The 14321-nt window shown below is 70.0% G+C and carries 9 protein-coding genes and 4 pseudogenes; 5 read left to right on the top strand and 8 right to left on the bottom strand.

Annotated features, from left to right (window positions below; translation table 11 throughout):
- Nucleotides 1-8: 8 nt before the first annotated feature.
- A complete protein-coding gene (locus tag ACFV2X_RS16010; protein WP_385616530.1) occupies nt 9-1058 on the bottom strand; it encodes a LacI family DNA-binding transcriptional regulator in 1050 nt (349 codons plus the stop codon).
- 109 nt (nt 1059-1167) lie between these two features.
- Here ACFV2X_RS16010 and ACFV2X_RS16005 point away from each other — a divergent pair, with 109 nt between their 5' ends.
- From ACFV2X_RS16005 to ACFV2X_RS15995, 3 genes are read left to right on the top strand one after another with little or no spacing between them, the layout of a single operon-like run.
- A complete protein-coding gene (locus ACFV2X_RS16005; protein WP_385616528.1) occupies nt 1168-2346 on the top strand; it encodes a phytanoyl-CoA dioxygenase family protein in 1179 nt (392 codons plus the stop codon).
- A gap of 36 nt (nt 2347-2382) precedes the next feature.
- Entirely contained in the window at nt 2383-3144 is a 762-nt protein-coding gene (locus ACFV2X_RS16000; protein WP_385616526.1) for an SDR family oxidoreductase, read from the top strand.
- 33 nt (nt 3145-3177) lie between these two features.
- Nucleotides 3178-4185, top strand: a complete 1008-nt coding sequence (locus ACFV2X_RS15995) for a Gfo/Idh/MocA family oxidoreductase (protein WP_385616524.1) — start codon at nt 3178-3180, stop codon at nt 4183-4185.
- Between the two features lie 87 nt (nt 4186-4272).
- Here the strand turns inward: ACFV2X_RS15995 and ACFV2X_RS15990 are convergent, their stop codons facing one another.
- The 6 genes and pseudogenes from ACFV2X_RS15990 to ACFV2X_RS15965 all read right to left on the bottom strand — a co-directional run.
- Entirely contained in the window at nt 4273-5139 is an 867-nt protein-coding gene (locus ACFV2X_RS15990) for a sugar phosphate isomerase/epimerase family protein (RefSeq protein ID WP_385616522.1), read from the bottom strand.
- Nucleotides 5136-6155 (bottom strand): Gfo/Idh/MocA family oxidoreductase, encoded by a 1020-nt coding sequence (locus ACFV2X_RS15985; protein WP_385616520.1) that lies wholly within the window; start codon nt 6153-6155, stop codon nt 5136-5138. Before ACFV2X_RS15985 ends, ACFV2X_RS15990 begins: the two co-directional genes overlap by 4 nt.
- A gap of 25 nt (nt 6156-6180) precedes the next feature.
- Nucleotides 6181-6546: pseudogene (locus tag ACFV2X_RS15980) on the bottom strand (MFS transporter); the annotation flags it as partial.
- Nucleotides 6547-6549: 3 nt separating this feature from the next.
- A pseudogene (locus tag ACFV2X_RS15975) lies at nt 6550-7000 on the bottom strand (2-keto-myo-inositol dehydratase); the annotation flags it as partial.
- 75 nt (nt 7001-7075) lie between these two features.
- Nucleotides 7076-7828 (bottom strand): annotated as a pseudogene (locus ACFV2X_RS15970) (aldehyde dehydrogenase family protein); the annotation flags it as partial.
- Nucleotide 7829: 1 nt separating this feature from the next.
- Nucleotides 7830-8543 (bottom strand): annotated as a pseudogene (locus ACFV2X_RS15965) (PfkB family carbohydrate kinase); the annotation flags it as partial.
- Between the two features lie 228 nt (nt 8544-8771).
- On the opposite strand from ACFV2X_RS15965, the gene ACFV2X_RS15960 reads away from it, so the two are divergent.
- Nucleotides 8772-9770, top strand: a complete 999-nt coding sequence (locus ACFV2X_RS15960) for a LacI family DNA-binding transcriptional regulator (protein WP_385616733.1) — start codon at nt 8772-8774, stop codon at nt 9768-9770.
- A 24-nt stretch (nt 9771-9794) separates the two neighbouring features.
- On the opposite strand, the gene ACFV2X_RS15955 is transcribed toward ACFV2X_RS15960, so the two are convergent.
- A complete protein-coding gene (locus ACFV2X_RS15955) occupies nt 9795-10403 on the bottom strand; it encodes a TetR/AcrR family transcriptional regulator (RefSeq protein ID WP_385616519.1) in 609 nt (202 codons plus the stop codon).
- A 212-nt stretch (nt 10404-10615) separates the two neighbouring features.
- Between ACFV2X_RS15955 and ACFV2X_RS15950 the strand changes: the two genes are divergently transcribed.
- Entirely contained in the window at nt 10616-14311 is a 3696-nt protein-coding gene (locus ACFV2X_RS15950; RefSeq protein WP_385616517.1) for a family 78 glycoside hydrolase catalytic domain, read from the top strand.
- Nucleotides 14312-14321 lie beyond the last annotated feature (10 nt).

The raw sequence follows: 14321 nt of genomic DNA, 5'->3' as shown, positions 1-14321 counted from the left end.
CCGAGGGTTCACACGCCCCCGTGCTCGGGGCCCGGGTCCCCGGGCGGCATGTTGTACGGCGTGACCACCTGGATCGCCGAGGGCAGCAAGGGCCCGTCGCCCGGCAGGGCCTGGTGGGCCCGCATGATGGTCTGGCAGGCGCGGCGCATGTCCTGGCGCAGATCGTGGTGGAGGACCGCGGACAGCCGGCGCTCGCGCAGCAGCCGGGTGTTGTCGTGGTCCAGGTCGTGGGCGATGAACACGGCGCACTTCCGGCCCAGGGCGTCGAAGGCGTCGAGGGTGGCGAGGTTGCCGCCCCCCATGGAGTAGACCGCGACGATGTCCTCGTCGCGTTCGAGCGCCGCGAGGGCGAGTTCGCGCTGAGTGGCGTCCAGGCCGTCGCTGTCGGTGACCTCCACCAGGGAGCGGGTGGGCTGGGTGAGGCGCATGGCGCTGCGGAAGCCCATCTCGCGCTCCTCCTCGCCGCGGAAGGAGCCCCGGCTGATGGTGGTGAGCACATGGCCGGGGCGGTCGCCGAGCCACTGCCCGATGAGGTACGCGGCGGTGGCCCCGGCCGCGCGGTTGTCGATGCCGACGTACGCCGTGCGGGCGCTGTGGGGCAGATCGGTCACCAGGGTGACGACGGGAATGCCGGCCGCGGCCAGCCGGCCGACGGCGGCAGCGATCTCCGGAACGTCCGGGGCCTTGAGGAGCACGCCTCGGGACCCCCGCTTGGCGATCTTGTCCAGGGTTCCGATCAGCTCGGCGGGGGGACACGTCTCGCGGAAGTGGAAGCGCGAGCGGACGACCGCGGGGTGCAGGGAGGGGAGCTCCGCTTCGAGTGCGTCGCGTACGGCGCTGGAGAACCGCTCCGGCGCCTGCATCACGATGTCGATCATGAAGGTGCGGCCCCCGATACGGATCTGGCCGCGCTGCCGGTCCAGGTCCTTGACCGCCTCATACACCTCCCTGACCGTGCTCTCCCGTACACCGCCGCGGCCGTTGAGGACCCGGTCGACCGTGGCCGTGCTCAGCCCGGCCTGACGGGCGATTTCCCTGATCGGATAGGGGTGCCCCATGAGTGTTTCCCCAAGTGGATGATGGATTTTTGATGTACTGCTGAGGATTGAATGATGGGTTCGGATTCACAAGACTGACAGAGAGGCACGGACTGCGAAAGGACCCGGGATGTCCCCTGTACCTGCGGGATCACGGACTTGGCTCACCGAGGAAGACTGCGATCCGAGCGCCTTCCGTTCGCTCGTCGAGCAGCGGACCGATGCGGGCGACTACCCCTCGGCCGAGCGGGTCGAACGGAACGTTCTGCTCTACGACAGCGGTCGGCTGCGCGCCCTCGCGGACACGCCGGAAGGACGTCGGGCCGTCCAGGGCGAACTGGTCCGGGCCCTGCTGGACGGCCCCGGCATCGTGGTCCTGAAGGGCGCGTTCCCCGACGCGGCCGTCGTGGACCGGGCGTCCGAGGCGTTCCAGGCGCTCATCGAGGAGGAACGCGCCACGGGCGGGGCCCGCGGCGACCACTTCGCCAAGCCGGGCGCCAACGACCGGGTGTGGAACGCCCTGGACAAGGTGGCGGTGCGCGCACCGGAGACGTTCGCCGACTACTACGCCAACGACATGCTGGAGCTGGTCTCCGAGGCCTGGCTCGGCCCCGCCTACCAGGTGACCTCCCAGGTCAACGTGGTCAACCCGGGCGGCGCCGCGCAGCGCGTGCACCGCGACTACCACCTGGGCTTCCTCAGCCAGGAGCGGGCCGCCGGCTACCCGGCGCACGTCCACCGGCTGTCGCCCGTGCTGACCCTCCAGGGCGCGGTGGCCCACTGCGACATGCCCGTCGAGTCCGGCCCGACGATGTATCTGCCGCATTCACAGAAGTACGAGCCCGGCTACCTCGCCTGGCGGCTCCCGTGGTTCGCCGAATACTTCGAGGCCCACCACGTCCAACTCCCGCTGGACAAGGGGGACGCAGTTTTCTTCAACCCCGCGCTCTTCCACGCCGCCGGGCACAACCGCTCCGCCGACATCAGGCGCATGGCCAATCTGCTGCAGGTGTCCTCCGCCTTCGGCCGCGCCATGGAGACGGTCGACCGCGAGGCGATGGCGGGCGCGCTCTTCCCGGTGCTGCTGCGCCGCAAGGCCGAGGGCGCCTCCGAGGAGTGGCTGCGCTGGGTGGTCGCCGCCACTGCCGAGGGATATCCCTTCCCCACCAACCTCGACCTCGACCCGCCGGTCGACGGTCTCGCACCGCCCTCGCAGGCGGACATCGTCTGGCAGGCCGTCACCGAGGGCTGGGCCCCCGACCGGCTGCGCCAGGAACTGCACGCGGGCGCCAAGCGCCGCCAGGGCTGAACAGGGCTGAACAGGGCTGAAGGGAACACCACACTCATGGGACTGCTCGACGACAAGGTCGTCCTCGTCAACGGCGGCAGCCAGGGCGTCGGCGCCGGCATCGTACGGGCCGCCGTACGGGAGGGCGCGACCGTCGCCTTCACCGGGCGCCGGGCCGAGGTCGGCGACGAACTCGCGGCGGAGACGGGCGCACACTTCCTCCGCGCGGACCTCGCGGATCCGGCGCAGGCGCACGACAGCGTCACGCGGACCGTGGCCGCGCACGGGCGCGTCGACTGTCTGGTCAACGCGGCCGGACTGACCTCGCGTGGCTCGCTGCTGGACACCACACCGGAGCTGTTCGACGCCCATGTCGCGATCAATCTGCGGGCGCCGTTCTTCGCGATGCAGGCCGCCGTCGCCGATATGGTCGGGCGCAGGGCACCCGGCACGGTGGTCAACATCATCACCACCTCGGCGCACGGCGGACAGCCCTATCTGGCCCCGTACGTCGCGGCCAAGGCCGGGCTCGTCGGCCTGACCCGCAACGCCGCACACGCCCACCGCTTCGACCGCGTCCGGATCAACGGCCTGAACATCGGCTGGACGGACACCGAGGGCGAGGACGCCACCCAGCGCGCCTTCCACGGCGCGGGTGACGACTGGCTCGAGAAGGCCGCCGGGCAACAGCCGATGGGCAAGCTCGGCCAGGTCGACGAGATCGCCGACTTCGTCGTCTTCCTGCTCTCCGACCGCAGCGGCGTGGTGACCGGCTCGGTCATCGACTGGGACCAGATCGTCATCGGCGGCCTCGACTGAGCCGCCCCTCGGACTGAAGGAACGAGAATTTTCATGCGCATTGGCATCATGGGTCTTGGCCGGATCGGCGCCTTCCACGCGGAAACCCTCGCCGGGCTCGACGTGGTGGACTCCCTCGTGGTCACCGACCCGGTGGCCGCGGCCACCGCCACCGCGGCGGAGCGGTTCGGGGCCACCGCCGTCGACTCCCCGGAGGCCGTGTTCGCCGCCGGTGTGGACGGCGTGGTCATCGCCGCCGCGACCGACGCCCACCCGGAGCTGATCCTGGCCGCCGTCAAGGCGGGCGTCCCCGTGTTCTGCGAAAAGCCCGTGGCCCGCGGCGTCACGGAGAGCCTGGAGGTGCTGCGCGCCGTGGCGGACGGCGGCGTGGAGGTGCACATCGGCTACAACCGGCGCTTCGACGCGGGATGCGTCGCCGCCCGCGCGGCCGTCGTCGGCGGCGAACTCGGACCACTGCACACCGTACGGTCCACCACCCTGGACCCCGCGCCGCCGCCGGCCGCATATGTGGCTACCTCAGGCGGCATCTTCCGCGACTGCGCCGTGCACGACTTCGACATCGTGCGCTGGGTGACCGGCCGCGAGGTCACCGAGGTGTACGCCACCGGCGGCAACCGGGGCGCGGACTACATCCGTGCTGCGGGCGACGTCGACACGGCCTCGGCCCTGCTCACCCTCGACGACGGCACCATCGCCGTCATCTCCAACTCCCGCCACAATGCGCGCGGTTACGATGTTCGGCTGGAGTTGCACGGCATGAAGGACAGTATCGCGGTGGGCCTGGAGGACCGGCTGCCGCTGCGCTCCGTCGAACCCGGCGCCACTTTCCCGGCCGGGACGCCACACGACTTCTTCATGGACCGCTTCGCCGACGCCTACCGCGCCGAACTCACCGCGTTCACCGAGGTCGTGGCGGGCACCCGCCGCTCACCGTGCACGGTGGCGGACGCCATCGAGGCGAGCTGGATCGCCGAGACGTGCACCCTGTCCCTGCGCGAGCGGCGGCCCGTACGGCTGGAGGAGGTGCGTACGGCGGTGTGACGGAGGCCGGGGCCCGGCCGCGGATCGCGCGGCCCGGCCCCGTGCCTCTTCCGGAGGGTGGTCCGGGCACTCCCTGAGGGTGGCTCCCTATGCGGCGAGCTCCTTGGTGATGCGGTCCAGCATGAACGCCGAGGACTCGCGTGCCCGCTCCTCCCAGGCGAAGACGCATGCCGTGGCGACGCCGTCGAAGTTCAGCTCGCGCAGGGTGCCGAAGAAGGCGCCCCAGTCGACCTCACCCTGCCCGATGTCCAGGTGCTGATGGATACGGGCCGCGGTGCCGGGCGGGTTGAGGATATAGCGCAGGCCCGAGGACCCCTTGTGGTTGAAGGAGTCGGCGATGTGCACGTGCTGGAGCTTGTCGCCCGCGTAGCGCATCATCGCCGCGACGTCCGCCGTGGGGTCGGCGCCGGACAGATGGAAGGAGTGCGGGGCGCAGTAGAGGTAGTTCACCCAGGGTTTGTTGATCGCGCGGACGAGGTCGACCGCGGGGGTGTTCTCCTCGCAGAAGTCGTCCGGATGCGCTTCCAGGTTCAGGGCGATGCCCTCCCGCTCGAACAGCGGAAGCAGTTCCTCCAGCGAGCGCCAGAAGGCCGCCTCGCTCTCCGCGGCCCGATCCGGGCGTCCGTTGAACTCCGAGTTCATCAGCGGGCATTCGAGCTCCGCGGTGATCTCGATCATCCGCTTCCAGTAGCGTACGGCGGCCTGCCGTTCGGCCTCGTCGGGCGAGGACCACTTGTACAGGGGGAGTACGGAGGACAGCCGCACACCGTGGGTGCGCAGGGATGTCTTCAGTGCGCCGATCCGCTCGTCGTCCGCCCGCGGATGCAGGAAGAACGGCATGAAGTCGTCGCGTGGCGACAGCTCGATGTAGTCGTAGCCGAGTTCGGCCACCGTGCGCACCATGTCGTCGATCGGCAGAGCGCGGAACATATACGGGTCGAGGGCGATTTTCATGCGGTGCCTCCGTAGAAGCCCGGGCGGGGCTTCATGTCGACGGTGATGACCTGGCTGTCGGACTCCAGCGAGCGGACGGCGGCGTCGGTGATGACGGTGGCGGCGTAGCCGTCCCACGCGGAGGGACCGGTGGGCTCGACGCCGGCCGCGATGCCGTTGATCCACTCGCGGAACTCGGTGTCGAAGGCGTCCGCGAACCGGCCCTTCCAGTCCTGCGGGACCGCCGTGCCGTGCGCTCCGGCGGTACGGACCCCGACGGCCGCCGGGTCGGGCAGCCGGACCAGCCCCTTCTCGCCGACGGTCTCGCACTGGATGTCGTAGCCGTACTGGCAGTTGACGAACACCTCCAGCTCGATACGGACGCCGTTCGCCGTCTCGAAGTACATGAGCTGGGGGTCCTTCAGATGCTCGAACCGCATGCCGGTGGCGCGCGGCGTGATCACCTGGGCGGAGACGATCTCGTCGTCGAGCAGCCAGCGCAGCACATCGATCTCGTGCACGGCCGTGTCCTGGGCGGCCATCACCGAGGTGTACGACTCGGGCACCGTCGGGTTGCGGTGGGCGCAGTGCACGATCAGCGGTGTGCCCAGCGAGCCGGCGGCGATGACCTCCTTCATCTGGCGGTATCCGGCGTCGAAGCGGCGCATGAAGCCGACCTGGACGAGGCGGCGGCCGTGGGCGCGTTCGGCGTCGACGATGCGCAGACATTCCTCGGCGGTGGTGGCGAGGGGTTTCTCGCAGAACACCGGCTTGCCGGCCGCGATCGCGCCCAGCACATGCTCGGCGTGGGTGGGGCCCCAGGAAGTGACGAGGACGGCGTCCACCTCGGGAGAGGCGATCAGCTCGGCGCCGGTGGGCAGCGCCACCGCGCCCACCGTGGCCGCGACCTCGGCGGCACGGGCCTGGTCGATGTCCGTCACGGCGGTGACGGTGGCTCCGGTGACGACATCGGTGAGGCGCCTGATGTGGTCCTGGCCGATCATTCCGGCGCCGATGACGCCTACACGTACGGTCATGGTCGTTTCCTTAAGGACGGGAGGGTCAGGAGAAGCGCGCCCGGAGTTCGGCTTCGAGGGTTTCGAGGGAGTGGCCCCTGGTCTCGGGGACATGGCGCTTGACGAAGGCGAAGGAGAAGACCCCGGCCACCACGAAGAGGAAGAAGGTGTTGGAGACCCCGATACCGGAGACCAGGGACGGGAAGACCAGGCCGATCACGAAGTTGGTCAGCCACAGCACCACGGCCGCCACGCCCATGCCGAAGCCGCGCATCCGCATCGGGAAGATCTCCGAGAGCATCAGCCAGGTCACCGGCGAGATCGCGCCCTGCTGGAAGGCGAGGAAGGTCACCGTCATCGCGAGCACGGCGTACGCCCTCCCGTCCCCGGCGGGCAGCACCAGGGAGAAGACGCACAGCTTGCCCAGCCGGTCGGCGGCGCGGCCGAAGCCGGCCCACTGCTCGGCGGTCAGCTCGGGGGACTCGGTGAACGCGCCGGTCTTCTCGTCCCGGTACATGGGCGGGATCAGGACCAGGTGGTGGGCGCCCGCGGCGGCCGTCAGCGCGGCGACCTGGCGGACGTGGGCGAGCATGTCGTCCCATGCCTCGGGGCGGTGCAACGCGCCGAAGGCCGTACCGCCGGAGACCTGGAGCCCACGGGCGTCGAGCTCCCGCTTGAGGCGTTCCGGGTCGGTGGGGAGGTAGCCGTACGGGCCGAGCTCCAGCCAGGTGTAACCGGCCTGCGCGAGTTCGTCGAGGAAGCGGGTGTACGACACCTGGTGCTCGTCCTCGGGGAACCAGACGCCCCAGGAGTCGGGGGCGGAGCCGAGGCACAGATTGCCGGAGGGGGGATGGCGCCGTTGCCATGACGTGTCCTTTGGGGAGAGGGACGGGGGAGTTTCCTGCGGTGTTCCTTGCGTGTTCCGTGTGGGGGTGGGGAGGTCAGCCGGCCGTCGGGAAGGCGAACCCGGCGGCGACCTGCTGCCTGGGCTGGGGCCAGCGGGTGGTGACGACCTTGGGGCGGGGGTAGAAGCGGATGCCTTCGGGGCCGTGGACGGGGGAGTCGCCGATGAGGGAGTCCTTCCAGCCGCCGAAGGAGTAGTACGACATCGGCACCGGTACCGGCACGTTGATGCCGATCATGCCGACCCTGACCTTGCGCTGGAAGCGGCGGGCGGCCTCACCGGAGCCAGTGAACAGGGCGGTGCCGTTGCCGCACGGATTGGCGTTGATCAGCTCGATCGCCTCGTCGAGGGTGTCCACCCGGACGATCGCCAGGACGGGACCGAACAGCTCTTCCTGGTAGGCGTCCATCTCGGCGGTGACGTGGTCGAGGAGGGACGGGCCGGTGAAGAAACCCTCCTCGTGGCCGTCGACCTTCAGCCCGCGGCCGTCCACGACGACAGTGGCGCCCTGTGTGGCGGCGGTGCCGACGGCGTTCTCGACGCGCTCCTGGTCGGTCTTGGTGACCAGCGGCCCCATCTCGGTGGCCGGGGCGTCCCCTGGGCCGACCTTCACCTCCCGGGCCTTGCGCTCCAGCACCTCCACCAGCCCGTCGGCCGCGGTGCCGACCGCGACCGCCACGGACAGGGCCATGCAGCGTTCGCCGGCCGAGCCGTAGGCGCCCGCGGTGATGTGGTTGGCGGCGAACTCCAGGTCGGCGTCGGGCAGGACGACGGCGTGGTTCTTCGCGCCGCAGCTTCACCCCGGCGGCCAGCAGCGCCTTCGCGGCGGCGTACGGCTCGCGCTCGCCGGTCGCCACCTCGCATTCGTCGAGATTGCCGACGGCGACGGTGGTGTGGCGCAGGGCCTTCGCGTAGTACGCACGGGCCTCGGCGGGGTCACCCCCGGCCACGCTCTTCCGGGCTGTGGTCTGCCAAGCTGCGTTCTTCCAAAACATGGGCCGCCAGTCGAGGTCGAACACCGTCGTGCCCGCCTTCGCCCGGTGCTCGAGCACGGCAAGGGTGGCCGTACGGCTCGGCTCCTCGCTCAGCCCGGTGCCGGTCATCCAGAAGATCCGGGCGTCGCGCACCGCTGCCAGGTCCAGCTCCTCGGGCCGGATGTCCAGGTCGGGTGGCTTGGGCAGCCGGTAGAAGTAGAGCGGGAAGTCGTCCGGCGGGAAGATCTCGCAGAAGGTCACGGGGGTCGGCGCGATATCCGACGCACCGACGAAGCGGGTGTTGACGCCGTATCCGTCCAGGGCCGTGCGGACGAAGTCCCCGAACGGGTCCGCGCCCGTCTTGGTGATCACGGCCGAGGTGCGCCCGTACCGGGCGGCGGCCACCGCGACATTGGCCGGACTGCCGCCGAGGTACTTGCCGAACGAGGTGACCTCGGCCGGCCCCACGCCCGTTTGGAGCGGATACACATCCACTCCGATGCGGCCCATGGTCAGCACTTCGAACGGCATGACGCTGGTTTCCCTTCGCTCCGGAGATCCGGGGAAATGGTCAGGAAAGAGGTTGCTGTTGCGCTCTACTAGCGCGCTCTAGTGCGAGTACGATGACCTCTGTCCGAATGTCATGTCAATAGCTTGTTGCCGGAGGATTTCGATGCTGTCCTAGGGTGGGCTCCGTCGAGGGTGGTGGGAGATCGGGTGGGATCAGTGGTGGATGCGGCGGGCAGGCAGCGGCCCACGATGGCCGATGTCGCCGACAGGGCCGGAGTGTCCCGTGCGCTGGTCTCGATCGTGTTCCGCAATCAGCCGGGGGCGAGCCAGGAGACCCGCGAGCGGGTGCTACGGGTGGCCGATGAGATCGGCTACCGCCCCGACAGTGCGGCCCGGCTGCTGGCCCGTGGCCGCAGCCGCACGCTCGGCGTGATGTTCACGGTGCATCAGACCTTCCACAGCGACCTCATCGAGGGGATCTACCCCGAGGCCGAGCGCCTTGGCTATGACGTGCTGCTCTCCGCGGCGGCCGAGGGGCGGAGCGAGGCCAGGGCGGTCGAGGCGTTGCTCGGCCACCGCTGCGAGGCGCTGATCCTGCTCGGCTCCGATGCGCTCCCCGGCTATCTCGATGAACTCCGGCAGCGCGCCGTCACGGTGTCGGTCGGCCGCCGAGTGCCGCGCGCCCGCGTGGACTTCGTGCACAGCGCCGAGGCCAAGGGGGTCCGGCAGGCCATGGACCACCTGGTCGAACTCGGCCACCGGGCGATCGTGCACATCGACGGCGGCCGGGGGCCCGGGTCGGCCGAGCGGCGGCGCTCCTACCGTGCGGCGATGCGCCGGCACGGACTGGAGCGGGAGATCCGGGTGATCCCCGGTGAGCACACAGAGCAGTCCGGTATCGAGGCCGGCCAACTGCTCCTGGCGGAGCGCGACCGGGGCCTGCCCCTTCCGACGGCGGTCCTCGCGGGCAACGACCGGTGTGCCATGGGGGTGTGGATGGCCCTGGCGCGGGGTGGCGTCGAGGTCCCGCGGGACATCTCGGTCGTCGGCTACGACGACAGCCACCTCTCGCATCTCATGCCGATAGGGCTGACGACCGTCCGTCAGGACGCGGTGCTGATGGCCGAGTACGCGGTCGGGTTCGCTGTGGAGCGGCTCGAGAACCCGGAACTGGAGCCGCGGGAGGCGGTGTTGGATCCCAAGCTCGTGGTGCGGGGGACCAGTGGGCCGCCGCCGGGGGCGGCCTGAGTGCTCAGCCGTCGGCCTGAACGCTCACTCGTCGGTGCGATCGTGGCCGAAGAGCAGCCGTACGAAGTCGGTGACGGGGCCGACGATATCGAGGTCCTGGTCGAGTACCCACTGCAGTTGGAGCCCGTTGAGCACGGCGTGGAAGAGGATCGCGGCGCTCTCGGGGCTCAGGTCCTCGCGCAGCCGGCCGCGGGCCACTCCGTCCTGCAACCCCTCGGCGAACTGCGCCCGCCCGCGCTCATAGCGCTCGACGAAGTAGTCGTGGGCGGGGTGGTCCGAGCGTGAGGCCGCGGCGGCGAGCTCGATCCACAGGCGCATCAGCTCGGGTGCCTTCTGGTGGTGGCGGATGAGCTCGCCGAGGTAGGGCGTGAGCTGGTCGAGGCTGTCGACCTGCGTGAGGCCGTGCTGCCACTCCTCGGAGTCGCGCTCGGCAAGCACCTCGGCAAGGAGCTCGTCCTTGTTGCGGAAGTGGTGGAGGAGGCCGGCGTGGGTGATCCCGGCCCGTTCCGCGATATCGCGCAGGGAGGCCTTGGCGTAGCCGTTCTCGGCGAAACTGTCGCGCGCCGCCCGTACGATCTCCGCTCTGCGGGCCGGCGTCTTGGCGTACGGCCCACGCACTTTGGCCTCACTCACGGTGTGCCCACTCTCCTCGACGAAGCCGAGCACCAAAACCTACCATACGGTAAGTATTTGTCGGGCCGTGTCGTGGGCGGTCGATGGATAACGCTCTGATTACGAACATTGATCGTACTCTTTCCGGCGCTCGTGGCGCGGGCTTAACGTCCCAGCGAAAAACAACCAGCTGGTAAAGGTTGGTGTTGCGCAACCCTGAAAGGAACTGAGCCGTGCCCGAGGAGAACAGAAGCGCGCTGAGCCGTCGACACATGCTCGGCATCATGACGGCGGCAGCAGCCGGGGGCTCCCTCCCGCTCGCCACCGCACCCAGCGCCCGGGCGGCGAGCGCGACGACAACCGGCGGACACGGCTCCGCGCCCGTGGATCTGCAGATCAACTCCCGGATCCAACCCCTGGGGACACAGACGGCGCCGAGGTTCGGCTGGGTGCCCCTGGTGGACCGGCAGACCGCGTACGAGATCCAGGTCGGGACCGCACCCGGCCGGGCGGACGTCTGGCACAGCGGCAAGGTCGCAAGCCCGCACAGTGTCGACGTGGCCTACGGCGGTGGCGCGCTGCGGTCGGAGCAGCCGTACTTCTGGCGGGTGCGGACCTGGGACGAGAAGGGCACGCCCGGCCGCTGGAGCGAGCCCGCGAGGTGGGAGACCGGCCTGCTGAAGGGCGAGAAGGACTGGTCGGGCGCGCTGTGGATCGGCGGACGCCAGCCGCAGGACCACGACTGGAAGGACCTGACCGCCACCGTCGTCTTCCGCGGCGGCACGGACCCGGCGAGCGGGCTGTCCCTGCTGCTGCGCGCCGAACCCATCGGCAAGACCTGGGGCGAAGGACTCGACTGGACCATCCGCCAGAGCGGCGACGACATGCAGCTGACCATGAAGACCAGCCACTACGCCGGCAACACCTGGGTGGACGACGGCACATCCGAGCCCAACTGGGGCGTCGACTTCTACGACCCGCAGAGCGAGATCAACCCCACCACCGCCGGCACCCGCGGCGTCCCGGTCGGCACGGTCACCCTCCCCGCCTCGACCGGGCTGACGAAGGACACCTGGGCCTCCCGCGACCACACCGTGAAGGTCACGGTCCGCGGGCTCACCGTGATCACGGAGGTGGGCGGCGTCGAGGTGGACCGCCGCACGCTCGCGATGGACCAGATCCGCCGCCATGGCAGCTTCGGCTTCGGCGGCGCCACCTCCGCCACCGTCCGCAGCGTCACGGTGACGGGCACCGGCGCCCCCGACTTCTCCGCCGACCTCACCACCGGCGCCAACCCGTTCGAGAGCGGCATCGGCACCCTCGACGGCCTGACCTTCCCGCCCAAGAACCCCTACATCCCGGCCAAGAACGCCATGCTGCCCATCGCCAACCCGGCACCGGTGCTGCGCCGCGCGTTCACCCTGCCCCGCGGCCGGCGCATCGCCAAGGCACGCCTCCACCTGAGCGCCGCGGGCAACGTCACCTGCACCGTCAACGGCGACCCGATCACCGTGGACGGCAAGCAGCCGGCCGGGGACCGGACCAACGTCCCCCGGCTGCTCACCGACCAGAGCACCTACGACCGTACGGTGCTCTACGACACCTTCGACGTCACCGCGCTGCTCCGGGCCGGCCGGGACAACGTACTCGCCGCCGAACTCGGCCGCGGCTGGTACGGAGTGACCACGCCGCAGGAGTGGTACTGGCAGCTCGCCCCCTACGCCGGCCCGCCGCGCCTACGTGCGAAGCTCGTCGTGTCGTACACGGACGGCTCGGCCACCACGCTCGTCACCGACCGGGACTGGCTCACCGCGGACGGGCCCACGACGTTCGACTCCGTCTACTCGGGCGAGAAGTACGACGCCCGGCGCGCGGACCAGCTCGGTGACTGGCGCTCCGTCGGCTACCGCGCCGGCGGTCAGTGGCGTCCGGCCACCGCGCTGATCCCGCCGGGCAGCTGCTCCGGCCCCGCACCGAAGCACCACGGAGCGCTGCCCGCCACCACTGTCCCCGAGGGTTTCAAACCGGCCGTCCTACGGGCCCACGAGGCGGAACCGGTCCTGGTCAACCAGACGCTGCGCCCGGTCTCGCTCACCGAGACCGCGCCCGGCTCGGGCGTCTGGGTCCTGGACTACGGCCAGATCCTGACGGGCTTCGTCCGGCTGTCCCTCACCGATGTACGCCCCGACAAGGAGGGCATCACCCTGCGGATCCGCGGGGGCAACCGCATCTCGGGCGGCGACGGCAGCACCGGCTCCCCGCTGTCGGTCGAGGAGGAGAACTTCCAGCACGACGCCAACCTCCAGACGCACTACTACACCGTCGGCAGGCGGCCGGCGCAGATCTGGGAACAGCGGTTCAGCCACTTCGGCCTCCGCTACCTGGAGGTGAGGAACCTCGAAACCGTCCTCGGCCGGACACCCGACCTCAAGCGGGACGCGGACGTACTGACCGTCGACGTCGCCCGCTCCGGCTTTGCCCGCACCGGCACGTTCACCACGGACAACGCCCTGCTCAACCGCCTCCAGCGCAATCTGGAGTGGGCCGAGCAGAACAACCTGGTCCAAAAGCCCACCGACACCCCCTCACGGGAGAAGAACGGCTGGACCGGCGACGCCATGGCCAGCTCCGAATCGCAGTCCCTCACCTGGGACGTGAACGCCGTCCTCACCAACTACCTGCGCCACTTCCCCGACACCCAGATCTCCACCGGCCAGCTGCCCATGTTCGTGCCCGTCGCCAAGGGCGGCTACGGCTACGACCACACCCCCGGCTGGAGCGCCGCGTGGAAGGCGGTGCCGGCCTGGGACTCGGCGTACTTCGTCATCCCGAGGGAGCTGTACGCGTACTACGGCAACAGCAGCCTGTTCGCCGAGCTCTACGACCACCAGGACACCCTTCTCAAGTACTACGAGACGCTGTTCACCGCCGAGAACCACTACATATTCGAAGCCTCCCTCGGCGCCTACTCCGGCGCCGAGCCCCCCGGCAGCAACGCCGTCATCAGCCTCGCCTTCTACATCCACTTCTGTGACTACATGGACGAGGTGGGCACCCGGCTCGGCCGCACCGAGCGCGCCGCACACTACGCGAAGCTGGCGCGCACCCTGCGCAGAGCGTTCATCGCCAACTACTGGGACACCTCCTCGGGACACTTCACCCAAGGCAGCATCTCCAGCGAGAACGCCCTGGCCATCGCCTTCGACCTGGTGCCCGGCTCGGACCTGCACCCCGATGACCCGCGCTATCTGGCCGGTACGAAGACGCTCGCCGAGAACAGGAAGGCCCTCGCGAAACTGCTCGCAGACCGGATCGTGGCAGCGGACCACCACATCCAGAACGACATGTACGGATCGCGCTACGAGTTCAACATCCTCAGCGAGCACGGCTACACGGACATCGCGCTGGGGGCCGTCACCCAGACCGGCACGCCCGGCTACGTCCACCAGATCGCCAAGGGCGCCACCTCGCTGTGGGAACAGTGGACCGACCGGCTCTCGGTAAACCACCACTACCGCTCCAACGTGGCCACCTGGTTCTACCAGAGCCTGGCCGGTATCAAGCCGACCGCCACCGCCTACGCGTCGCTGCGCATCCGCCCGTACATACCGTCAGTCGCGGTCAACAGCCGCGTCCCCAAGGACACGCAGGACACCGATCTGGCGCCCGCGACGCTCGATCACGTCAGCGCCTCCATCGACACCGTACGCGGAACGGTGTCCTCGCGGTGGCGGCGCCTGCCGGACGGCAGGATCGACCTCGCGGTCACGATCCCGCACAACACCGACGCCGAGATCTGGGTCCCCACCCGGAACAAGCCCGTCACCGCGCCCCGGGGGGTCGCCTTCGTCCGCGACGACACCTCGGGGGGAGCCCCCTACAAGGTCTATCGGGCCCGGGCCGGCTCGTACCGCTTCAACGCCGGATGACCGTGCGGTG

The sequence above is a fragment of the Streptomyces sp. NPDC059679 genome (genome assembly GCF_042734105.1).
Taxonomy (GTDB): Bacteria; Actinomycetota; Actinomycetes; order Streptomycetales; family Streptomycetaceae; genus Streptomyces.
The sequence above is the reverse complement of the archived record's forward strand: the minus strand, read 5'-3'. Positions and strand labels throughout refer to the sequence as shown.